The organism is Gammaproteobacteria bacterium (genome assembly GCA_013696315.1).
Lineage (GTDB): Bacteria > Pseudomonadota > Gammaproteobacteria > JACCYU01 > JACCYU01 > JACCYU01.
In genome coordinates this window covers 1-22245 of the sequence record JACCYU010000078.1, presented here as the reverse complement: position 1 = coordinate 22245, position 22245 = coordinate 1, and the positions used below count along the sequence as shown (strand labels likewise).

The window sequence follows — 22245 nt, the reverse complement described above, 5'->3', positions numbered from 1 at the left end:
CCCCTGACTGCACCACCCGCATCGATCTGCCCGCCGCGTCTGGAAGATTCTTGGTGGACTTGTTCAGCGCTTCTTTATGGAATGCCTTCGCCTGTGGCGGGAGCGTAAGCGGGATAGGACTTTTCCTCGACGAGTTCCGATCCCAGCAACCGGTTGATCTCCCGCTTGAGCGCGGAGCGCCGATCGTTGTTGATGTAGATTGCGCGCGCCAGCTCGATGAATTTCTGATCGAACTCAGCGTCCGCTTCCTTCTGGCGTATCTGGTCCTCGATATCCCACAACGCTTCGTTGACGGCCTTCAGCGCCTCGCGCTGTGCGCCGATCTCCGCGCCGGCCTGGCCGGAGGTGAGCCAGGTATTGGTGAGCAGATCCAGTTCGTGGTTGATATGTTGCAGCTTGGCTGGCTCGCGGATGCGGTCGGCCTTGATTTCCAGAATCACGAGTTTGTCGATGAGTTCACCGATCGACACCGGTATGCTGACCAGGCTCATGTTATGGCAACGCTCCCTCGGGCGCGGTGGACCGACATTCGGCCAATATTATTAAGACGAGCACTCCCGCGGCTGCGGCCAGTTTCAGGCCCTGCATCCCGCGAGAGCGGAACTTTAGCACCGGACGGCACTAAATTCGATAATCCTGGCCCAGATAACTTTTCACAACCGTTCCTGCCGTCTCGGTCCATGCGCCGCGGCGGCATGACCCGGCTCGCCACGGCGCAGTTTGCGCACGGCGCTTACCGCCGGGCCGGCGTGGTTGCGACGCCATCGGTCGTGGCCGGTCGCGCGAGGCCGCACAGATAAGCGCTGACCTCGGCGGACGTGATGCGCCGCATGCACGCGCAAACATTGGATCGGCGACATAGCGAGCATTTCTCCGGGAGCTGAAAAACGCTGGTTCTGGGGCCGATCGGCCCCCAGCGACCCGCGTGCTTGGAGCCCACCGGCGCGTAGAGACCAACCACGTGCAGGCCGATGGCGGCGGCCATATGCAGCGGCCCCGTACTGGCCGCAAGCAGCCCATCGACCCGGTGCATCAGCGCGATCAGGTCGGTCAGCATGAGCCGCCCCATAACGTCGTGCACGTGCGGCAGGTGCATGGGCAGGCTGGATCGGACCTGTTCCGCCTCCCTGTGGCTGCCGGTGACGAAAACATTGAAGCGCGCCGCGCGCAGGTTCCCGATCAGCGCCGCGAAATGCTCGATCGGCCACTCGCGCGAGGTGCCGCCGGACTTGGGGTGCACGATCAGATTGAAACGCTCAGGATCGATCGCGGCGGCCAGCGCCGGCCGCAGCTGGGGCACGATGTTCAGCCCGAAGCAGTCGCGCATCTCGTCGAGGCTGTACGTATCGCGCAAACCCACGCCGCGCAACAGTTTCAGATTTAACTGGGCTTCATGCAGCGGCGAATGATGCCGGTGCAGATACACCAGCCGGTTGCAGGTCAGCCAGTGTGACATGCGTCGCGAGGTCGCGATGCGCAGCGGGATTTGAGCAGCTTTGGCGAGCCGCGCGATCTCTGGTTTTGGCAGCACGTGGAAAATCGCGTCCGCGCCCATTGCCCTGAACTGCGCGACCTGCTCGACATGCGGCGTGGACTCGATCTCGTCCCATGCGTACACGCCGTCCAAGTGTTCGCAAGCCAGCGCCAGCGGTCGGGTATAGTTGCGTCCCAGCAGCGAAACGCGGCAACCGGGGAACGCCGCTTTCAGCACGCCAGCCATGGGCAGGGTCAGCACCACATCGCCAATGCTGTCCGGCCGGCTCAACACGAAGTGTCTGTTTGCAACCGCGGGGCTGTTTGTAGCAAGTTTGTTTATCATGTTTCCGATACGCAATATCAGCGCCTTGCGCCTTGCCACGATCAATGGCGACCGTCTGAGCTCGAAACGAGCTGTCGGCAGGTTGCGTTGAATACGTCGGCTACGGCGATATCGCGCAGACAATTGTAATGCCCGAAGCGGCAGGTGCGGTCGAAACAGGGACTGCACGCGACGTTCAGATACATAATCGTCGCGCGTGCGGACAACGGCGGCGTGTAAGCGGGCGTGGATGAACCATAGAGCGTCACCAGCGGCACGCCCACCGCGGCGGCCACGTGCATGAGACCGGAATCGTTGGTCACCGCAACCTGCACGCGCGCGAGCAGATCGATGGCATCGTGCATTTGTGTTTTGCCGCACAGATTCACGCTACCCGCAGTTAAACCCAGTCTGGATTGCATAACGATAGACTCGCCAAGCTCGAAATCCTTTTGCGACCCGAGCACCCAGGTTTGCACGCCATTTTCCGCCAGACGCCGCGCCAGGGCGGCATAGTAATCCGGTGGCCATTGCTTGGCGGGCCCGTACTCCGCGCCGGGCATTAACCCGACCACCGGCCCGGTCGCGGAAAGACCCAGTTGCGCGACCAGCCGCAAGCCATTGACCTCGTCCACTGTCAGGGCCGGCCGCGGCAGCTCTTCCAGCGGCGGCGCGCACGCGCCCGGCGCAAGCCCCAGACCCGCGTAACGCTGCACCACTAGCGGCATGGCCGCCGGGTCCAGCGGCCGCCGATCATTGATCACGCCGTAACGGCTCTCACCCAGATACCCCGTGCGGCGTGGCACCCTCGCAAACCAGGGAATAATGGCCGATTTGAAAGAACGCGGCAGGATCAGCGCCTGGTGATATCCGCGCCGCGCGAGTTCGCGGCCCAGTCGATAACGCGTGCGCAAGCGTAACTCACCGTGTCCCAGCGGCACCTGCACCGCTTCGCGCACCTCCGGCATGCGCGCCAGCAGCGGCGCCGACCAGGCCGGCGCCAGCACGTCGATCTCGATTTCCGGGTGCTGGCGGCGCAAGAGCTTGAACAGCGTCTGCGCCATGATCATGTCGCCGACCCACGCTGGACCCACCACCAGCACGCGCTCCGGGCCTGTCACCGCACAACCCGAGCGCCGATGTGGCGCATCATGATGCGTTACGCGGCCCCTTGTTCAGCGCATCGAGATAGAGCGGCACCCCTTCCTCCACCGGCCTGAAGCGATGAATAAGCCCCGCCTCGCGAAAGTGCTCCATATCGGCTTCAGTAAAACTCTGGTAACGACCCTTGAGCGCGTCCGGGAACGGGATGTACTCGATGTCACCGAAGCCGTGATAGCTGGTCACCGCGCGCGCCACCTCATTGAACGTCTGGCTGCGGCCGGTGCCGAGGTTGAAGATCCCCGAGATCGCCGGATGCCCCAGCAACCATAGATTCACTTCGGCCACGTCGTCCACATAGATAAAATCCCGGCGCTGCTCACCGTCGGCGTAACCGTCAGAGCCGCTGAACAGTCGGATTCTGCCGGTTTCCAGCACCTGCCGGTTGAAGTGAAAGGCGACGCTCGCCATCGCGCCCTTGTGCTGCTCGCGCGGCCCGTACACGTTGAAATAACGCAGGCCGACGATCTGGCTGCGCGCCGATACAAGCGCGCGGCGCACGTATTGGTCGAACAGAAACTTTGAGTAGGCGTAAACGTTTACCGGTCGCTCGTGGCGGCGCTCTTCCTTGAAGTCCGGACCCCTGCCGTACACCGAGGCCGATGAGGCGTAGATGAACGGCACGTCACGTCCCATGCAGTAATGCAGCAGCGCTTTGGAGTATTCGTAGTTGTTTTCCAGCATGTAGCGGCCATCCCACTCCGTGGTGGTCGCGCACGCCCCCTGATGAAACACGGCGTCGATGGCGCCGGCGAACGCTTTGCCATCGTGTACGCGCCGCAAGCAATCGTCCCTGTCCAGATAATCGTAAATGTCGCAGTCGGCGAGATTCATGAACTTGGCGCCGTTGCGCAAGTGGTCGACCACCAGAATGTCGGCGCGACTCCGTGCGTTGAGAGCCCGGACTATGTTGCTGCCGATAAAGCCGGCGCCGCCGGTTACGATAATCATGCGTTTCAGATGCCTTTGCGTATGGCGGCGATGATCGCGCTGGTGGAACACCCGTCGATGTAATCCAATACGATGACCTCGCCGCCGTGCGCGCGCACCCAGTCGCCGCCCTCCACGTCGTCCGGTCGATAATCGCCGCCCTTGACTAGAGTGTCGGGACTCAACGCCTCGATCAGCCGCCGCGGCGTATCCTCGGCAAACGAGACCACCCAGTCTACGCTTTCCAGCCCGGCCAGCACCGCCATGCGCTGCATCAGCGGATTGACCGGCCGATTCGACCCCTTCAGGCGTCGCACCGAGTCGTCATCGTTAACCGCCACCACCAGCCGATCACCCCGCTGCGCGGCCTGCGAGAGATAAGCCACGTGACCCGCGTGCAGGATATCGAAACACCCGTTGGTCATCACCACTCTCTCGCCGCTGGCGCGCGCCTTCTCCAGCAACGCCACCAGCGCTACTTCGGTCACCAGGCCGCGTTGCAGGGGCTCATGCTTCAGCATCGCGGTCTGAAGTTCGCGCAAAGACGCGGTGGCCGTGCCGAGCTTGCGCACCACCACACCAGCCGCCAGGTTCGCAAGCGCGACCGCCTCCGGCATAGACGTCCCGACCGCGAGCGCTGCGCCCAGCACGCCGATCACGGTATCGCCGGCGCCCGTGACGTCGAATACATCGCTGGCATGAGTGGGAAATGCCAGCGGCGGCGAGCCGACACGCAACAAAAGCATGCCTTTTTCGCTGCGAGTAACGAGCAGCGCCTCCAGCTCGAGATCGGCGAGCAGACGCTGCCCTTTCGCGGTCATCTCAACGTCGTTCGCGCAAATTCCCGTCACCGCCTCGAATTCGGCCTGATTCGGAGTGATGGCTGTGGCGCCGCGATAGCGTCCGAAATCCGCACCTTTCGGATCGACCAACACCGGCTTGCCGGCACGCCGAGCATGTTCAATGAGCGATTTAACGTCGCGTAAGGCGCCTTTACCGTAATCGGACAGGATCACGAGATCATGCGTCGCCAGGTTGCGCGTGTACGAGCCTGCAAGCGCTGCCTGATCGACATCCGCGAAACCATCCTCGAAATCCAGGCGGATCAACTGCTGATGGCGGCTGATCACGCGCAACTTGGTGCTGGTCGTGCGCTGTGCGACAGTGATGAAATGACAGCGCACGCCGTCGCGTTCCAGCAGCGCCTTGAGCGAGGTCGCCGCCTGATCGTCACCGGTGAAGCCGATCAGGGTAACGGCGCCGCCCAGTGCCGCAACATTCAGCGCTACATTGCCCGCGCCGCCCGCACGCTCTTCCTCCTCGCCGACATTGATGACCGGCACCGGCGCCTCGGGTGAGATCCGGGAGGTCGCGCCATACCAGTAGCGGTCAAGCATCAGGTCGCCGACCACCAGCACTCGGGCGTTAGAGAAACCCGGAATTGAAAGTCGCATGCAGTCAGTGGGTTCGGTTAAGCGGAATCAGCTTATACGATCGATTGTTCTCAGGCCACTGGACGAAGCGATCGCGTAATTCAAGCGCAGCCGCGACGCGCATGATCGGACGCGCATGATCGAATGGGAGCGCTCGCGGGCAGGCGCGACTGAGATGACCGGCCCAGCTATCAGCTAGAAGCTTAACGCTCCCATTCAGTCTGCTGCAAGCCACCTAACACGCAGCCGGCACTCACCTACCACTGTGCCGACGGTTTGAGGGCGAGGCTTATTGCTGACGGACAGCCAAGAGCACATTAAACGTATCGACGGGCAAAGCGCGACTGAGCAGCGCCGATACGATGACTATGACGTCCCCTTTTGTCTTCTCGTTCGTGCTGCTTTCTAACCAGCATCCTTTATTCTGATACAGCTAACCAACCGCCTGCCAGCCACTGAAGATTCTCGGGATGCAAATACCGATTACTGGCGGCTGCAAGAGCCTCGTTGGCGGCACGCTCGGCCAGTTTCATCAGGGACTCGTTTCGCTCTCGGGTGACCTCAGCATGGCCTGACACGGCTTCACTCAGCAGCCAGACGCCAAACTCGGCAGGGTTGGTTTCCACGGATTGTCCGTCCAGCCTGAACACGCTAAAAGACTGCCGCATGCGCCGACCCTGATCGTCCTGCCAGCGCAATAATGCCGTGAGAACAGACTCACCGGTAAGCGCCTTAATGACTGCGCATTGTCCCCCGAAGTCGTAGGACTTTGCCACGCGCACTAGATAGGTCATGAACGGTGCAGTCAGGTCCATCATTGTAGTGTTAGCGCGATTCGACGCCAGCAGGCGGTCGAAGGTAATGTCCATACGCGCCGCCTTCATGCCGAGCTCGTTTCGGATGGCGTCCGGCAGGCGAATCTTGAGCACTTTGTTGTTGTGGAGCATCTCTATGATCTCCACGCCTATAAGCCTAAACATGCCGAACACAAACGCTTGGACGTGTTGATCAGTGATCTGTAAATTCTCAGCCAACTCTTCCTCATCGTACCGCGCGGCATGCTCAAATAGCTCGCGCTGCTTCTGTGCTGACCCGCGGGCTTTTTTAAGGGCTTCATCGATACGTTGCTGAGTCCGCTGAATGCCCGATTCCGTTGCTGCCACTAATACGGTCCCGACGTCGAGCAGTTCCGCCACCTCGCCGAGGACGTCTTCTGCCAGCCGCTCGTTATATTCGTGCCGAGACACCGTCGCCAGATCGGCCACGACCGCGTTTAGCCGTCGATACATGAGATCAATGATGTCTTCGTCCACCGTCCCGGTTACATGGAGGTTGAACACAACGACGGGCATCTCCTGGCCATATCGGTAGAGACGACCGACGCGCTGAACGAGCCGCATAGGATTCCATGGCAAGTCGTAGTTCACCATCACGTGGCAGCGGCGCTGGAGGTTGATTCCTTCGCCGCCCGCCTCCGTTGAGATCAGGAACTGGCCCTCTGCCTCGAAATACTGGATTGCTTGTCGCCGCTCCTCGTGATCCATCGAGCCGTGTATGAGCCTCACGCATTGCTCACCATACCGCTCCACGAGTTCTTCCCGAAGATAGTCCTGAGTGCCGCGATACTCAGTGAAGATCAAAACCCTTTCCTTTGGGTTGCTGACCAAGATCTGGCCGATGATCTGGTCGCAGAATCCACACAGCTTATTGTCATGCTGCTTTAGGCTCTTGGCGCCCTGAATGAGCTGGTCTAATAGCGCAAGTTCGCCTTCAAAAAATGCTCGCCCCGTAGCTTCTTGTTGCTCTTCCCATTCGCCGGCATAACGTTCGTCAATCGGCAGCTCTTCAGTTTGTCCACCGCTTGCATTAATCAGTCGCTCTCTACGTCTTAGGAGCGCGTTGAGTATCGCCGCCGAACTAGACGCGGCGAGCTTGCGGTAGATGGTCATCACGAACCCAATTGCGCGCCCGGCCGTGCCGCCGGTGTTTCCGCCTGCCGCATAGCCGCGCCGAAGGTACTTCTGCAGGGCTCGGTCGAACGTCACAGCCTGTTCGCTGGGATGCACTCGAATTGTGCGAGTCTGCTTGCCCTTAAAGACGAAGTTGCCCACGGCATCGGTCACATCGGCTTTGTAATTTCGGTAGACCATCTCGCTAATGATCTCAGGGTTAAGCGTGAGCGTTTGTAACTCCTCTTTGCGTTCTGGACGAAGCAATTCGAGTAGCGCGATAAATTTGTCCTGCATACCTTGATGCGGCGTGGCAGTAAGCAGGACAATCGAGCGGGTTCTGCTTCGGAGTACCTGTGCAAGTTGGAATCGCTCCGAGTAGTCGTAGCGCATGCCATATTGCCTGCGGCTCAGACGGTGGCCCTCATCCACGATCACCAGGTCCCAATTCGGCGCATGCAGAAGACTGTTTAGATCGGTCTCCTGCTTGAGTTTATCCATGGAGCCGATGACGAAGTCGTGCATCTTCCACTGGCGAGGCTCGTTGATGAAAAAGTCCTCGCCGTAGATTTCAAAGCCTTCAAAACCAAACTTGTAGTAGAGCTCGTCCTTCCATTGCTTAGTGAGACCAGCCGGCGTGATGAGTAGCACTCGACCTAACAGTTCGCGCTGCTGCAGCGCGGCCAGCAGCATCCCCATTTCGATCGTCTTGCCGAGACCGACGTCGTCGGCGATAAGCCAATTGAGATTGCCCGAGGCGAGAATGTGATGAACGAGGTGGATTTGGTGGGGCAGCGGGTCTATGTCGAGGTGCGACAGAGCTCCGGTGTTCTCGTTCCAAATCTCTAGAGCGTGAGCCAGCACCTTCAGCCTGAATCGCTCAGGAGAGTCTTTGTCTCCAGTATCACCCGTAATGAACCGGTGACGCGGGCCCTTGACCTGTCGTAGGTTCTGATATGGCAGCCATGCGCGCTTGCCTGTCTCCGGGAAGTCGACAAGCACCTGCTCGCGGTTGCCCAGTTTTCGCAGGCCGATGATCCCTCCGTAACCCAGCGACTGGCGCCCAGTCCCACCGCCCGCTTCAAGCACCTCCATGCGGAGCCCGAACCCGCAGCTGAGCTGGGAAACGGGCACTATTGATTGCCGGCGATCCGGTTTCAACCACTCGACCTTGGCCTTCGGGTCGTTATCATGCGGAACGGTCATGCGGACTATACCAAGTCGGTCTGCGCGACCCTCCTCTCGATCACGCACCCAGCAACCGGATACTGGTAGTGGTAGGTCATTCATCTTCTAGGCTCCGTGTAATATGGTCACGACCGGTGTAGTCGCCCTGCGCTATTGCCGCCAATATGTGCGGATGCCCAGTGTAACGAGAATCTAGATCAGTACTCGATTGATGGATTCGCACCCCCAATCGCATCAAGATGCTTCGTCTTTCGGCACCCACCAAATCCGTCAATCCTAGATCAGACGCATCATCAAAATCTTCTGAACGAGGTTCTGGGAAGTTGACCGGACAGAAAGGGTGCAGCGTCCAATTGCCGCCTGCGACGCGGAAATAGAGATACTTGATGAACGCGCAGAACTGACGACGAAGACTGTCGCTGCTGTACCAGGTATCGAACTCGTTCTCGACAAACAGCTCAAGTTCCTCCTCGAACGGAATACCGGGGACGGAGCGAACGATCAGAATCGCCATCGACCATGACATGACTCGGTAGCAATCTTTGGCTTGAGGCGGATAGAAGAATGCCGTCCAGTAGCGCTCGTTTTCCGCCCAGATTTCTCTCAGTCTGAGGGCAATGGGGAACTCTTCTGGATCGAGTCCTTTTTCAATTTCTCTCTCCAGCGCGACGCGCGCCATGGACCAGCCGTATCGAACGAAGAAGTCTTGCAAAGGACGTAGGTGCTCTCGATCCCAGCCGACTCGCTCAAGAAATTCTGCGGCGACTTGTAACGCGCGTTGCTCTCGCGTGACGCCCCGGGGTAAAGGTTCCTCATCAGCGTCTTCTGAGATGTCGTCGATCAGCTCTTCAATGTCGACTAGGTAGGGATCAACTTCGTCGGTCTGGTCGGACGGGTAGTAGAACGCGCTCTGAGACGCAAGCTCTTCAGGAAACTCTTGAAATTCAACATCGTCGAATGCGGGCAGGACTTGTTCGTCATCAACCTCAAAGTCGAGCTCGCCTTGCGGGTAAAGTGCCTCCTTGAATGCATCAAGGCTGAGGGCGGCCATCTTTGTCTCCGCGATCCGCATTTGACGCTCATTCTCGAAAGGCACATCGAGGTCTTGTTGCAGGCACGAAGTGTCGTTCGGTGAATCGCTCTGGTGGTCACCGGGGGTGCTGTCGAAACGCGAGGCAGGTTGCGGAGGATAATTGGAAACACTTAGCGTGTCCGGACCGCGTTGGATTTCGATCAAGCCCCGACTTACGGGCTGATCTGACGACTGATCGAGGATCTGCTGGCTGACGTGTTCCTGAAGCCGCACCCCACTTGCGGCGCTATCCTGTTCTGCTAAGTAATCCATGTCCAAAGCAGACACTTCCTCGTGCCCGACCTGAAACGCGTGAATTCGACCACGCTGCTGAAGTTCGAGGGCTTCTTGTAGGATACTGACAGCATTGTGGGCGCGATGCTCAAGCAGATACAACCGGCCAAGTGCCCGCAGAAGACGCGGATCGCGGCCCGATTGGGCGATTGACTCCTCCAAGACTTCGGCCGCTGCCCGCAACTGACCGCAGGCCGCTAACCGGTCGACTTCATGTAGCAACTCCGCAAAACCCACTACGGTTCTCCACCGCCTTCAAGCCCCTCTCCGCTACTGGCCGCATTTATTATTTTTATCGACGGTACGTTCTCGATCCCGCATTTCCGCAATACAGGCGTTGAAATTAGCTCGATGTGGTACATCTTCTACTGCAAAGGTGCCTTATCTACGACACACCAATACCAAGAAACACGCATATAGGCGCATAATTTTGGAATGCGAGCTTTCCGTTGCTGTTTAGGCCACAAAACCTCCTACCAAATATAGACGACAAGTTGAGCTATAGAGTGTCGTCTAAGCCAACGGTCATATCAATCATTCCGGTCACGAGCAGAATAAATTCTTCACCTGCAATTTTAGGCTGACCTATGATCAGCCAGACGAGAGCCAAGGCCAACTCCCCACAGCTCAGCCGCGCGGTGGTTAAGGCCAGGGAAGCCGTGGGCACGACAACAATGCCTTGCTGCATCAGCGCAACCGCTTGCAAGGCGTCGCCTTCACCGCGCTGCTGAAGAATACGTTTAAAAAAATTTCGTAGAGGCTTGCAGTCGGGACAAGAAGTTCCTCCGTCGGCTTTATGGCGGTTGCGAAGAAAATCGGCATTAGGCCCAGATGCGAAATACTCAAGCCAACCCGACGACAACATTCACGTCCTGTCTTGCTCTCTCGGAACGTCGGTATCGATGCCTTTGAGAAAGCCCTTCATCTCCGTGAGCGGGCGCACGGGAATAAGCTCGGTCCGGTTTTCCAACAGGACGATTTGAACCTTCTGGCCGGGAGGGAGCTTGAGAGATTCGCGAACTTCTTTACGGATAACGACCTGGAACTTGGAAGAAATAGTCAGGATATGCATAGCCTGTCGTCGGTGATGCTTTCGTAATATCGAATCTATACTGATGCACGAGTCCTCGCACCCGGCAGTGCTTTAAGCATAGATCAGGCGCCGGCCTTTAGGTTCTGGTATTGGATCGCCGAATTCCTTCGCGGTGTCCAGCCACAATTGAATTGCATCTTTCGCATTCGCCAAAGCAGCTTCTTGAGACGCTCCATGCGCCATGCAACCCGGCAACTCTGGCGCCTCCGCAATAAACGACTGATCTTCCTCGCTCCATTAGATAATTGTCTCGTATCGATACATTACAGTTCACTCGCTAAGTGGTATTTCAGAACCACCGCTCGCACTTGTCGAACCTGGTACGGATGGGCATCCTCCACATGCTCTGCAACTACATGTTGAATAGCTTTAGCGGCCGATCTCGGCTACAGACAGCCCGCGACATAATTACGCCTTCACGCCGCCGACTTGCCGTTATCTGACTCGCGATATGCCGATGCCAGCGCGCGGCGCCATAGATCATGACGTCGACCTCACCGACAGCCGGCCGTAGAGCGCGATGTCAGGCGGCCACCATTTCGACCTTTCCCGGTAGCTTGCTGAGGATGAGTTCTTTCAGCTCAACCTTGGTGCTGGCATTGTCGATGTCGATACCAACGAGGTTTCCCCGGGCGTCATAATCAAGCACGACACCCTCCGAGATCTCCCGGCTCTCTGAGCTGAGCTGTTCGGAGAGATCGATATAGAGCGAATCCGTTTCAGGATAGTAATTGAGTTTCATGGCTTGAACTTTCGGACCGGGAAAGCGTTATGAATAGGTACCTTATCCCCAAGCGTGATAACCCTCAAGCATCGGCCGCCAAGCGCGGGCACTGCCGCCCAGAAGCGAAATCGATTGTGCTCTTGGGGCTCAGCGCGCACCGCATTTTCCAGAACGTAAATGCACCACTCCTTTTTGAGGAATGGCCGCTTGCGGAGGACTTGTACGTTAAAATATTCAGTAAAGCGATATTCGGCCATGAATCTAAGGTAACACCGTGTTCGTGGCACGCCAGGTCCCCGGCCGTGGCGCCGGCAGAAAACTCCAGGCCTCCCTGGTCCGGCGACGGACACATCTCTAGGATTCGCATACTCCATCAGCTACTCTGGTTTGATGCCGACCCACAAGGTGCTGGTGGTTCGCAACGACAAGCTCGGCGATTTCATGCTCGCCTGGCCGGCGTTTGCGCTGTTAAAAACCAGCCTGCCGGATTGCCGGATCGACGCGCTGGTGCCGGAGTATACCCGCCCACTGGCGGTAAACTGTCCGTGGATTGACCGCGTGGTGGTCGATCCGGCAGAAGACCCGCGGGGCTCCGCGCTGACGCGGACGCTCAGCGATAACGCCTACGACGCGATCGTAACTTTATTTTCCACTTCTCGTGTCGGCCTGGCCGCCTGGCGCGCGGGGATTCCGGTGCGCATCGCGCCTGCGACCAAGCTTGCCCAGATTTTCTACAATCAACGCTTGACCCAACGACGATCGCGCTCGGAGAAGCCTGAGTTCGCCTACAATGTCGATCTGGTCAAGCATTTGCTGAACCTTTGGAATCGCCTTCCTAAGCCGCCCGCGGCGCCGCCTTATTTGCAGTTCGGCAGCGAGCAGATCGCCGCGGCGCGCGCGGATCTACTGGCGCAACATGGCTTCGATTACCATGCGCGGCTGGTTTTCATCCATGCCGGCAGCGGCGGCTCGGCCAGGAATCTTTCAATCCCGCAATACGCCACGCTGGCAACCAGGCTTGCCTCTAACGATGGCAATGTCTTCGTGTTGTGCGCCGGGCCCGGCGAACTTTCGCGGGCGCGGGAGCTGGCCGCATCGATTGCCGGCTGTGCGCACGTGGTTTTCGATTCGCGCGAGGGGCTAGTGAATTACGCGCGCCGTATCGCGTTTGCCGATCTGTTCATCAGCGGCAGCACCGGGCCATTGCACATCGCCGGCGCGCTGAACCGCCCGACCGCGGCGTTCTATCCGCGCCGCCAATCCTCGACCGCGCTGCGCTGGCAAACGATAAATGACGCATCCAGACGGCTCGCCTTCTCGCCGTCGCCGCACGCTGATGACCACGACATGAGCGCAATTGACCTCGACCGGGCAGCCGCGGCGATCATAAAAATTCAGCGGTTCCTTAGCAGTTTCAAGCGGACGTTTGGCACGTCATAATACCGCAACGCCGACCTAACTTGACCGCGCGCGCTGGTGATGCTGATCTCCACGGGTAACGATACTACCTATCCCAGAGCCGAGGTCCGCGTATATGGTCTTTCACAAGCCCGAACTCTTGGCGCCGCACTCATGGAGGTTGTGCGCCGGCGGAAGAATCGCGGCAAGGCGCTGGAATTAGCAATATCGGCGCCTAATGCCGACCCAGCGCCTGCCGATAAGTCGCGTGTGTCTTTCGCGCGGTCTCCGCCCAGGTAAAGCTTCTGGAATATATCATCGCCGCCCGCCGGGCATGTAGCGGCACGTTAACGGCCTTTAACAATCCCTCTGCGATGCTCGCTTCCGAATAGGGATCCACCAGCACGGCGTGCTCGCGGCCGAGTTCGGCGGTCGCGCTCAGGTTCGATGTCAGCACCGGCGTGCCACAGGCCATGGCCTCCAGCACCGGCAGGCCGAAGCCCTCATATAAGGAGGGAAACGCAAACGCGCTGGCGGCCGCGTAAAGACAATTCAGGTTTGCCCCCGTCATGTAGCCGGGGAACCTGACACGCGAGGCGACGCCACCAGCATTGATGATTCGCGCGAATCCGTCGCGCATGCCGCCCGGGTCGTGGCCGACGTAAACCAGCTCGTACGCCGAGCTCAATCCGGAGCGTATATAGGCGCGCAGCAGCCGGGCCAGATTCTTGCGCCGCCCGAACTCTCCGACGAACAGAATATAGTCGCGCTCGAAGCCCTGCTCGCGCCGCCAGCGCGCAAGCGCGCGCGGAGCGGGCGCGGCAAAGCCCGGTTCGACCCCCAGATGGATCACTTCGACGCTGTCGGGTGGAAACTCGAACCTGGCTAGAAAATCCGAGCGCGTGCTCTCGCTGGGGCAGATGATCCGATCGCTGATGCGCGCCAGCCACCGGTACCGGGCCAAGGTGCGCTCCCTTGCATCCTCCGGGGTTTGCGCCTCGGGATGCAGCGAAAATAGATCATGCACCGTAGCGACCTTTTTGACGTGTTTCCAGTCTGGCACGCGCGCGTCTAGCCCGTGGACGAGGTCGAAAGCAGGCCGCACGGGCCACCAGGGTTCCTGAATCCAGATTGACCTTATCTCCGCCAACGACAGTCGCAGGTGACGCCGCGGCCAACGCGAGAGACGATAGGCGCAGGCAATGGTATCGGCACGGTCGCCGGCGGCGACTTCCGCGACCATTGCCCGCGCCAGATGCTCGGCATAGCGAGCGATGCCGGTGCGTACGGGACGGCATACGGCGGTTAACTCCAGGCACAGGCGCATGGCGCGAAATGGCCCGACGTCAAACCGCGGGCTTTTCCACTCGTAAGCGGGTGATCATGTCGCGCCCGGGATAAACGAAAGCATAATTCTTTTCCCACCACCCCAGGCCCTTGGCCCTGATTGCGAGCTTTGGAAACCAGTAGCGCAGGTTCTTTCCGAAGCTGACATCCACCGAGACCATACTGAAGGGCGCGACCCGGCTGCGCAGATAACCCTGGCAGAATATCTGGGGCCACAGCGTGCCCAGATGCCAGCGATGCGTCGGGTCCTGGTAGGAATCATGGGAGGAGAAATGCGGCGTCGTGACCTCCACCAGCGCCCCGTGTCGGCCAACGCGATGCACCTCGTTCATGAAAGCCGGAATGTCTGTCACGTGCTCGATCAGGTGGCTCACGATGATGTGGTCGTAGCCATCAGCAGCCAGCGGCCAGGGTGTGTGGTCCAGGTTCGCAACCAGATCCACGCCGTCGAAAGGATAGTGATCGACACCGACGCTGCCCGGATACTTGTTGTCGCCGCAGCCGAGGTCCAGGACGGCGCCCTCCGGATGCATCATCCCCGCCGATCCGCTGCCGCCCGATGCTCGGCGACCGCCAGGCTGGATAGAAACACCAGCATGAATAGGAGATAGATACTGATGAAATTGTTACTGCCCATCCACGCGTGGCCGATACCGAAGATGGCGAAGGCGAGCGTCACTGTCATCCCGCCAAGGACGGCAAAGCTGCTGCCGTGCTCCCGGCGGGTGCCCCAGTGACGGGCGAACGCCAGCAGCGGCGTCACCAACAGACCGGCGGTGAAGGCTAACAAGGCGAAAACACCACTCTCGGCAAACGTGTGAATAAAGGCGTTGTGCGCCTGCTCCAGGAGCATTGGATCTTGCGAATAGGACGTGCCGCTTGCCAGCAGTTCGCCCGCGGCTTCGTCATAGTCTCCCAAGCCGGTACCGAACCACGGCTCATCGCTACCGATGATCAGGGCGTTGCGCCACATATTGAGCCGCAGACCCCACGAACTGAATTTGCCCGGGGACTCCATATACAGCTCGATGTCCTGGTACCCCGACTGGAAACCCTCGAAGACGAGCGAACGCGGGTGTAAGCAGAGCACACACAGCACCACGAAACTACCGGCCAGGAGTAACGAGCGTAACCGCGTCATATGCCGGCGCTCATGGGCCAGCATCAGAATGAACACGATCGGCACCAGCAGCCACGCGTTGCGCGTCAACGAAAGGTAGCTGGCATACAGGCCGGCGCCGATTGCGACCGCACCCAATATATTCTGCCAGGCGCGCGCGCGCAGGGTGACCATCGCCAGCCCCGCCAGTACGGTGCAGAGCATCAGCACGTCGGCGAACTGCACCGGATCGCGACTGCCGCCGGGCCGCTCGATGCCTAACGCATAACGTTGATTCACGACGACCGCGCACATGACGAACAGACCCGCCACGATGCCGGTGATCAGCGGACGCGACAGATCGAGACCGAAGCGCCGCGTCATCAAATAGATCGGCACAAATGCCACGAATCGCAGATGCTTGCTGTAACCGTCGAAAGCATCGGCCAAGTGTTCGCTCGCGATCAACATGCTCAAACCCACGGTAGCGGCGTAAGCCAGGAAGCCGGTCAGCACCTGCTTTTCCCAGCGATACAATTGCCTCCAACCCTGCCAGCCAAACACTAGCCCCAAGGCGAACAGGACCCCGAAGGTGCCGGTGGCGCCATGGGGCGCCGTTACGGCCAGCACGGGGAAGAGAAAAACGACGCCTGCGGCCGTAACGTCAACGGGAGCCTGCGCCCGCGACTGCCAGCCAACTTGCGTGGATAAGCCTGTCACCATACGGCTTGCAACACGTGAGACCGATACCCAGCGCGCGGCCGCGCGCTGGAATAGTCACTCATTCGAGAGCACAAACTCGGTGCTGCAATAAGGACAGCGCATGCGTCCGCCCTTGCTGTCCTCGATGGGGATGTAGACCAACGGGTGCGAATCCCACAGGCTCATGCCCGGCAGCGGACAGTGCAGCGGAAGGTCGGCGCGCGCGATGGTATATGCGCGCCGGTCATTGGGCGTTGTGAACTTGTCCTGCGCGTCCGAACTGTGCGGGTTGGGCATGGCGTTCCTCAAGTTCAGGCGACCGGGGTGAGCCAGTCCTGATGGTCGTCGCGGCGGCCGCCGACGAGATCGAAGAACATGGTCTGCAGGCGTTCGGTGATGGGGCCGCGCCGGCCGGTGCCGATAGCGCGATTGTCCAGCTCGCGAATGGGCGTCACTTCGGCGGCGGTGCCGGTGAAAAACGCCTCGTCGGCGATGTACACCTCGTCGCGCGAGATGCGCTTCTCGCGCACCGGGATGTCCAGTTGCCCCGCCAGGGTGATAATCGTGCGGCGCGTAATGCCGTCCAAAGCGGAGGTGAGGTCCGGTGTGTACAGCACGCCGTCGCGCACGATGAAGATATTCTCGCCGCTGCCCTCGGCGACATAGCCTTCGATGTCCAGCAGTAGCGCCTCGTCGTAACCGTCGCGCGTGGCCTCTTGAAGGGCGAGCATGGAGTTCATGTAGTTGCCGTTCGCCTTGGCCTTGCACATGGTGATGTTGACGTGATGGCGCGTGAATGACGACGTCTTGATGCGCAAGCCCCTTTCGAGATTGTCCTTGCCCAGATATGAACCCCACTCCCAGGCCGCGATCATGCAGTGCACGCGCAATCCCTCCGCGTGCAGGCCCATGCCCTCCGCGCCGTAGAAACACATGGGCCGGATGTATGCTGATTTGAGTTGATTCTTGCGCACCACCGCCAGTTGCGCGGCACTGATCATTTCTTTGTCGAACGGCATGGCCATCCCTAAGATATGCGCCGAGTTGAACAGCCGGCTGGTGTGATCGGCAAGCCGGAAGATTGCCGTGCCGCGACGGGTGTCATACGCGCGCACACCCTCGAACACCCCCATGCTGTAATGCAGGGTATGCGTCAGCACATGCACCTTGGCTTCTCGCCAGGGCACCATCTCGCCGTCGAACCAGATCAGACCGTCACGATCGGCCATGGACATCGGGGGTACTCCCGTAATTTACTATTCTTGATTCGCAGGCCGGTGAAGTTAACCCAAAGACTACAGAGGCGCAAAGGATGCGAAGGCATAAAAGGTTAAACATAAGCGTAGAAGGATACGATGGCGGATGATGCTTGCCTGCCTCATGACGCCTTTGAGCAATATGCAACTTTGCGAATTCAGCGCCTTGGGCATGCTTCGCGGTTAATGCTTTATCGTGTTTGCTTCATTGTATGTTCTGTTGGGGCACTTCCATCAGGTCCCGCCACAAACGCTGGACGCCGGCGCGCTCCTCGGCGAATTCTTGGCCATCCACTACCGCGGCGGACTCGCCTTGCAAGCTCAGCGCGTGGACCGAATCGCGGTAACCGCGATAAGCATCCTGCAGAAAACCTGCGTCCTCGGCCGTTAACAAGCCGCTCGCGGCGAGGCCGTCCAGGATGCGAATATTATCCGTGAATTCGCTTAAACGGGCGTGATCGTGCGCGTGCGCCAGCACCTGGTATTGCACCATAAACTCGATGTCCGCGATACCGCCGGCGTCTTTTTTCAAATCGAAGCGCGTATAGTCGTGACTGCCCAGTTCGCGCCACATGCGCTCACGCATCTCACGCACCTCGCGGCGCAGCCGCGGAATTTCTTTTTTACGCGCCAGCACCTCGTGGCGGATACGCTGAAACTGCGACGCTATTCCCCCGCTGCCTGCCACCGCCCGCGCTCTCACCAACGCCTGCTGCTCCCAGGTCCAGGCCTTTTCGCGCTGATAGAGTTCGAACGACTGCACGCCGCTGACCAGAATCCCCGCCGCACCACTGGGGCGCAGGCGCATGTCCACTTCGTAGAGCTGACCGGCGGGGGTAAATGCCGTCAGCGCATGCACGATTCGCTGGGCCAGACGCACGAAAAACGTGGCGTTATCGATCGATTTTTCGCCGTCGGTGCATTGCTGCTCGCCGGCGCTATCGTGCAGATAAACCAGATCCAGATCAGAACTGTAGCCAAGCTCGATACCGCCCAGCTTGCCGTACGCGATAATCGCGAATCCCGGCCGGTATTGCTCGCCGTCGATTACGCAGCCGGGCTTGCCGTAACGCGCCGTCATCTGCTGCCAGGCGATATTCAGCACGTGCTCCAGAATCACCTCCGCGATCCAGGTCAGTTGATCGCTGATCCGCATCAGGGGCAGCGCTTCCATCACATCCGCCGCCGCCACGCGCAGCACGTTGACCTGCTTGAACTGCCGCAAACGCTCCATCTGCGCCTCCATATCGAACGGGTCGATTTGGGCAAACTCATCGCCAAGCCGCGCCGCGAGACCGGCCCGGTCGGGCGGCGCGTAAAGATCGCGGGGGTTGAGCAATTCGTCCAGCAGAATCGGGTGATGGGACAGATATTCGGCAATCCATTTACTCGCGGCGCTCAATTTTACGAGCTGCGCGAGCGCCTCGCGATGTTCGGCGAGCAACGCGAGATAAACCGAGCGCCGCGCGATGGCCTCGATGAGCGGCAGAATTCGCGACAACGTCCGGGCAGGATCGGGCTGCCGTGCGACCTCCGCCAGTAGCAAGGGCATCAGCCGGTTGAGGCGCTCGCGGCTGGTTTCATCCTGCGCCTGATAAGCATGCCCGGTGTAAAGGGCCTTGATCGCCGGCACCACGGTCGAAGGATCGTCGAACCCGGCCTTGCGCAGCAGAGCTAGCGTACGGTCGTCGTCTGAATGGCCCTGCGACAGCTCGACCAGCGCGCGATTGCTGCCGGTATGACCCACCTCCGGATCAACAGACTCGGGTTCGGCGAAGGTGCGCTCGAACCGCTCGTGCACCCGTCGGCGATGCGCATCCAGCGTTTCAGCGAATGACGCCCAGTCATCGAAATTCATGGCGAACGCGAGCCGCGCGCGTTCGATGTCATTCTCGGGCAGCGCGTGCGTCTGCTGATCGTTCGCCATCTGCAGGCGGTTTTCGACTCGTCGCAGGAACGCGTACGCGGCCAGCAAAGCATCGACATCCGCTTGCGGGAGATGGCCTTTTCTGGCGAGGCACGGCAACACGGCGCGCAGCTCACGCTGCTGAAGTTCCGTGTCGCGACCGCCTCGCACCAGTTGAAAGGCCTGCGCGATGAACTCGATCTCGCGGATGCCGCCGGCGCCAAGCTTGATGTTGTCGATCAATTCGCGCCTGGCGACTTCGCCGTCGATCAGCGCTTTCATGTCGCGCAGGCTGCCGAATGCGCCGTAGTCCAGATAACGGCGAAAAACGAAGGGTCGCAGACGCCGCAGCAATTCGTCCCCTTTGGCGCGATCGCCGGCGACGACCCGCGCCTTGATCATGGCATAGCGCTCCCACTCGCGGCCGTGCGTCTGATAGTAATGCTCCATGGCGTCGAAGCTGATCGCGAGCGGCCCGTCGCCGAACGGCCGCAGCCGCATGTCGACGCGGAATACGAAGCCTTCGGCCGTGTATTCGCTCAGTACCTTTATGAATCTCTGCCCCAGCCTAGTGAAAAACTCGCGGTTGTCCCGCGCGCGGCGGCCGTCGGTCTGGCCGTCTTCCGGATACGCGAAGATCAAGTCGATGTCGGAAGAAAAATTCAGCTCAGCCCCGCCCAGCTTGCCCATGCCCAGCACCACCAGCTGCTGCGCCTCGCCTTGCGGGTCGCGCGGTACCCCATATCTCTCGCAGGCGCGGCTATAGCAATGTTCGAGCGCCTGCTCGGCAAAGTGCCCGGCCATTGCGGAGAGTTCGCGCAAGGTTTCATCCAGGTTGGCAGCACCGGTCAGATCGCGCCACGCGATGCGCAGCCACTCCCGCCGGCGCAGCACGCGCAAGGCACGTATCAGCGCGGCTTCGGGAGCAGCGGGCTCGACCGCGCCCGCAACCCGCGCGGCCATCTCGTCCGGGGTGTAAGCGCGCTGAAGATGTCCGGACTCGAACAGCTTGGACAGCAGTTCCGGGTTCTGTAAGCAGGTCTTCGCGGCGAACGGGCTGGCGGCCCACACGCGCAGTATCTCCTGTCGCCTATCCTGCAATGCATCGCGGGCGTCAAACGCCTCCCAGTGGCGCTGGACGTCGGCGCGCAGGGACTCCGGCAAGCCGCCTGGTTCATTAGTAGAATTCGGTGACACCGCGCTAATCGTTAATCTTGTGGGTCAATCAGGTTATGGACCAGGCGGGTTACGGACCGCCGTGAGTGAGAGGCATGCTTTTGAGCGTACCAGAACCCGGCACGATTTGCCGTGGTCGCGGCCGATAACGCGTTTGCGATTGTAGCGTCACTTCGCAATGATAACGTTTCTCATTAATGGTACTCTGCGCCGGCAAACAAATTATTGGAGGCTCGTTGAATGAAACCCGCTCTCAAGCTCGCGACCGCCCTATGTACGATGCTTAGCCTGATCGGCTGTGACTCGTCCAGCGAGGGCATCAGCGTCTATTCGGCCCGCGAAGAACAGCTTATCAAGCCATTGCTGGACGATTTCACCGAGCAGACTGGCATCGAGGTTAATCTGGTCACCGGCGACGCCGACGAGCTGCTGCAGCGCCTGGCAAGCGAAGGCCGCAATACGCCCGCCGACGTGCTGATCACCACCGACGCCGGCCGTCTGCATCGCGCTGAAAAGCTGGGTCTGCTGCAGCCGGTGCAGTCAGCGATTCTCAACGCCGCGATACCGGCCAACTATCGAGACACCGACGGTTACTGGTTCGGCCTGTCGATGCGCGCGCGGCCCATCATGTACGTGAAGGGAAGAGTCGATCCGGCGCAGCTATCGACTTACGAGGCGCTAGCCGATAAACGCTGGCGCAAGGAGATCTGCATCCGCACGTCCAGCAACATCTACAACCAGTCGCTGGTCGCCTCGATGATCGCAAGCCTGGGCGAGGAACGCGCCGAGCGCTGGGCCAGAGGGCTGGTGAACAACTTTGCGCGCAAGCCCACCGACGGCGACCGCGATCAGATCGAAGCGGCGGCGGCGGGGGTGTGCGATATCGCCATCGCCAACACTTATTACTACGGCCAGATGCTCAACGATCCTGATCGCAGCCAGCAGGAAGCGGCCAGCAAAGTGGCGATCTTCTGGCCCAATCAGGAGGAACGCGGCACGCACGTCAACATTAGCGGAGCGGGTGTGACCAAAGCTGCCCGACACCGCCAGGACGCCGTGAAGCTGCTTGAATTCCTGGTCAGCGACGAGGCGCAACACTGGTACGCGCAGGCGAATCAGGAGTATCCCGTCAAGGTCGGCGTCGCGGCAAGTGAAACCTTGCGCTCCTGGGGCGACTTCAAGGCCGATAGCCTGAACCTTTCCCGGCTGGGCGAGCTCAACGCGAAGGCCGTGAAGCTGATGGATAGAGTCGGCTGGCCGTAACGTGCGAGCCGCACCCACCGCGTCACGGCGTGAAGCTGTCAGCCTGAACCCATGAGCAGCGTACCGACCGGCACATTGCCGTTCGCCCGGTCCCGCGGCCGCGCAATCTGGGGGCGGCCGGGCGCCTGGGACGCGGGCGTGTTTGCCATCGCCATGGTGCTCGCGCTACCGTTGCTCACCGTCGCGAGCTTCGTGTTCCACCCGGCGCGCGCGGTATGGGCGCATCTGGCGGACACGGTGCTCAAGGGCTATATCCTCAACTCCCTGGCGTTGATGCTGGGGGTTGCGGTCGGCGCCTTAAGCCTGGGCGTCTCCACGGCCTGGCTGTGTTCCACCTGCCGCTTTCCCGGCCGGACGGTATTCGAATGGGCGTTGCTGCTGCCGCTGGCGATGCCGGCGTACATCATCGCCTACACCTACACTGGGATGCTGGATTTTGCCGGGCCGGTGCAGACA

19 protein-coding genes and 1 pseudogene are annotated in these 22245 nt (G+C 60.2%); 3 read left to right on the top strand and 17 right to left on the bottom strand.

All coding sequences use genetic code 11. The features are described from left to right. Positions 1–74 precede the first annotated feature (74 nt). The 11 genes and pseudogenes from H0V34_04280 to H0V34_04230 form a co-directional block, all read right to left on the bottom strand. Positions 75–491 carry a hypothetical protein gene (locus H0V34_04280; GenBank protein ID MBA2490939.1) on the bottom strand — a complete coding sequence of 139 codons (417 nt, stop codon included), beginning with the start codon at positions 489–491 and terminating at the stop codon, positions 75–77. 242 nt (positions 492–733) lie between these two features. Then, positions 734–1819, bottom strand: a complete 1086-nt coding sequence (locus H0V34_04275) for a glycosyltransferase family 9 protein (protein MBA2490938.1) — start codon at positions 1817–1819, stop codon at positions 734–736. Positions 1820–1860: 41 nt separating this feature from the next. Next, positions 1861–2868 carry a lipopolysaccharide heptosyltransferase II gene (waaF, locus tag H0V34_04270; GenBank protein MBA2490937.1) on the bottom strand — a complete coding sequence of 336 codons (1008 nt, stop codon included), beginning with the start codon at positions 2866–2868 and terminating at the stop codon, positions 1861–1863. Positions 2869–2947: 79 nt separating this feature from the next. Further along, on the bottom strand, positions 2948–3910 hold the full coding sequence (rfaD, locus tag H0V34_04265; protein ID MBA2490936.1) for an ADP-glyceromanno-heptose 6-epimerase: 963 nt from the start codon (positions 3908–3910) through the stop codon (positions 2948–2950). A 5-nt stretch (positions 3911–3915) separates the two neighbouring features. Further along, entirely contained in the window at positions 3916–5343 is a 1428-nt protein-coding gene (hldE, locus tag H0V34_04260) for a bifunctional D-glycero-beta-D-manno-heptose-7-phosphate kinase/D-glycero-beta-D-manno-heptose 1-phosphate adenylyltransferase HldE (protein MBA2490935.1), read from the bottom strand. Positions 5344–5741: 398 nt separating this feature from the next. Next, on the bottom strand, positions 5742–8561 hold the full coding sequence (locus H0V34_04255) for a DEAD/DEAH box helicase family protein (protein MBA2490934.1): 2820 nt from the start codon (positions 8559–8561) through the stop codon (positions 5742–5744). After that, positions 8554–10062 carry a hypothetical protein gene (locus tag H0V34_04250; protein MBA2490933.1) on the bottom strand — a complete coding sequence of 503 codons (1509 nt, stop codon included), beginning with the start codon at positions 10060–10062 and terminating at the stop codon, positions 8554–8556. Before H0V34_04250 ends, H0V34_04255 begins: the two co-directional genes overlap by 8 nt. Positions 10063–10324: 262 nt before the next feature. Then, on the bottom strand, positions 10325–10690 hold the full coding sequence (locus H0V34_04245) for a hypothetical protein (GenBank protein MBA2490932.1): 366 nt from the start codon (positions 10688–10690) through the stop codon (positions 10325–10327). Beyond that, positions 10691–10897: an AbrB/MazE/SpoVT family DNA-binding domain-containing protein gene (locus H0V34_04240; protein ID MBA2490931.1), complete on the bottom strand. Its 207-nt coding sequence runs from the start codon at positions 10895–10897 to the stop codon at positions 10691–10693. Between the two features lie 72 nt (positions 10898–10969). Continuing rightward, positions 10970–11182 (bottom strand): annotated as a pseudogene (locus H0V34_04235) (type II toxin-antitoxin system HicB family antitoxin). Between the two features lie 259 nt (positions 11183–11441). Beyond that, positions 11442–11660: a DUF2283 domain-containing protein gene (locus H0V34_04230; GenBank protein ID MBA2490930.1), complete on the bottom strand. Its 219-nt coding sequence runs from the start codon at positions 11658–11660 to the stop codon at positions 11442–11444. Between the two features lie 372 nt (positions 11661–12032). On the opposite strand from H0V34_04230, the gene H0V34_04225 reads away from it, so the two are divergent. After that, entirely contained in the window at positions 12033–13082 is a 1050-nt protein-coding gene (locus tag H0V34_04225; GenBank protein MBA2490929.1) for a glycosyltransferase family 9 protein, read from the top strand. A 193-nt stretch (positions 13083–13275) separates the two neighbouring features. Here H0V34_04225 and H0V34_04220 read toward each other — a convergent pair whose 3' ends face one another. The 6 genes from H0V34_04220 to glnE form a co-directional block, all read right to left on the bottom strand. Continuing rightward, positions 13276–14367, bottom strand: a complete 1092-nt coding sequence (locus tag H0V34_04220; protein ID MBA2490928.1) for a glycosyltransferase family 4 protein — start codon at positions 14365–14367, stop codon at positions 13276–13278. 19 nt (positions 14368–14386) lie between these two features. Then, complete coding sequence (locus tag H0V34_04215) at positions 14387–14923, bottom strand: hypothetical protein (protein MBA2490927.1); 537 nt, start codon at positions 14921–14923, stop codon at positions 14387–14389. Then, positions 14920–16209: an O-antigen ligase family protein gene (locus tag H0V34_04210; protein MBA2490926.1), complete on the bottom strand. Its 1290-nt coding sequence runs from the start codon at positions 16207–16209 to the stop codon at positions 14920–14922. Before H0V34_04210 ends, H0V34_04215 begins: the two co-directional genes overlap by 4 nt. A gap of 54 nt (positions 16210–16263) precedes the next feature. Then, on the bottom strand, positions 16264–16485 hold the full coding sequence (locus tag H0V34_04205; GenBank protein MBA2490925.1) for a zinc-finger domain-containing protein: 222 nt from the start codon (positions 16483–16485) through the stop codon (positions 16264–16266). A gap of 14 nt (positions 16486–16499) precedes the next feature. After that, positions 16500–17423 (bottom strand): branched-chain amino acid transaminase, encoded by a 924-nt coding sequence (locus H0V34_04200; protein MBA2490924.1) that lies wholly within the window; start codon positions 17421–17423, stop codon positions 16500–16502. Between the two features lie 226 nt (positions 17424–17649). After that, positions 17650–20556: a bifunctional [glutamate--ammonia ligase]-adenylyl-L-tyrosine phosphorylase/[glutamate--ammonia-ligase] adenylyltransferase gene (gene glnE / locus H0V34_04195; protein ID MBA2490923.1), complete on the bottom strand. Its 2907-nt coding sequence runs from the start codon at positions 20554–20556 to the stop codon at positions 17650–17652. 210 nt (positions 20557–20766) lie between these two features. Between glnE and H0V34_04190 the strand changes: the two genes are divergently transcribed. Together H0V34_04190 and H0V34_04185 are read left to right on the top strand one after the other, a co-directional pair. Then, entirely contained in the window at positions 20767–21789 is a 1023-nt protein-coding gene (locus H0V34_04190) for a Fe(3+) ABC transporter substrate-binding protein (protein MBA2490922.1), read from the top strand. Between the two features lie 153 nt (positions 21790–21942). Next, positions 21943–22245: iron ABC transporter permease (locus tag H0V34_04185; GenBank protein ID MBA2490921.1), on the top strand; the 303-nt coding region annotated here is incomplete at its 3' end.

Coding starts and splice junctions, on each gene's coding strand:
- H0V34_04280 (MBA2490939.1), bottom strand. CDS start 491: ATGAGCCTGGTCAGCATACCGGTGTCGATCGGTGAACTCATCGACAAA.
- H0V34_04275 (MBA2490938.1), bottom strand. CDS start 1,819: ATGATAAACAAACTTGCTACAAACAGCCCCGCGGTTGCAAACAGACAC.
- waaF (MBA2490937.1), bottom strand. CDS start 2,868: ATGATCATGGCGCAGACGCTGTTCAAGCTCTTGCGCCGCCAGCACCCG.
- rfaD (MBA2490936.1), bottom strand. CDS start 3,910: ATGATTATCGTAACCGGCGGCGCCGGCTTTATCGGCAGCAACATAGTC.
- hldE (MBA2490935.1), bottom strand. CDS start 5,343: ATGCGACTTTCAATTCCGGGTTTCTCTAACGCCCGAGTGCTGGTGGTC.
- H0V34_04255 (MBA2490934.1), bottom strand. CDS start 8,561: ATGAATGACCTACCACTACCAGTATCCGGTTGCTGGGTGCGTGATCGA.
- H0V34_04245 (MBA2490932.1), bottom strand. CDS start 10,690: ATGTTGTCGTCGGGTTGGCTTGAGTATTTCGCATCTGGGCCTAATGCC.
- H0V34_04240 (MBA2490931.1), bottom strand. CDS start 10,897: ATGCATATCCTGACTATTTCTTCCAAGTTCCAGGTCGTTATCCGTAAA.
- H0V34_04230 (MBA2490930.1), bottom strand. CDS start 11,660: ATGAAACTCAATTACTATCCTGAAACGGATTCGCTCTATATCGATCTC.
- H0V34_04225 (MBA2490929.1), top strand. CDS start 12,033: ATGCCGACCCACAAGGTGCTGGTGGTTCGCAACGACAAGCTCGGCGAT.
- H0V34_04220 (MBA2490928.1), bottom strand. CDS start 14,367: ATGCGCCTGTGCCTGGAGTTAACCGCCGTATGCCGTCCCGTACGCACC.
- H0V34_04215 (MBA2490927.1), bottom strand. CDS start 14,923: ATGATGCATCCGGAGGGCGCCGTCCTGGACCTCGGCTGCGGCGACAAC.
- H0V34_04210 (MBA2490926.1), bottom strand. CDS start 16,209: ATGGTGACAGGCTTATCCACGCAAGTTGGCTGGCAGTCGCGGGCGCAG.
- H0V34_04205 (MBA2490925.1), bottom strand. CDS start 16,485: ATGCCCAACCCGCACAGTTCGGACGCGCAGGACAAGTTCACAACGCCC.
- H0V34_04200 (MBA2490924.1), bottom strand. CDS start 17,423: ATGTCCATGGCCGATCGTGACGGTCTGATCTGGTTCGACGGCGAGATG.
- H0V34_04190 (MBA2490922.1), top strand. CDS start 20,767: ATGAAACCCGCTCTCAAGCTCGCGACCGCCCTATGTACGATGCTTAGC.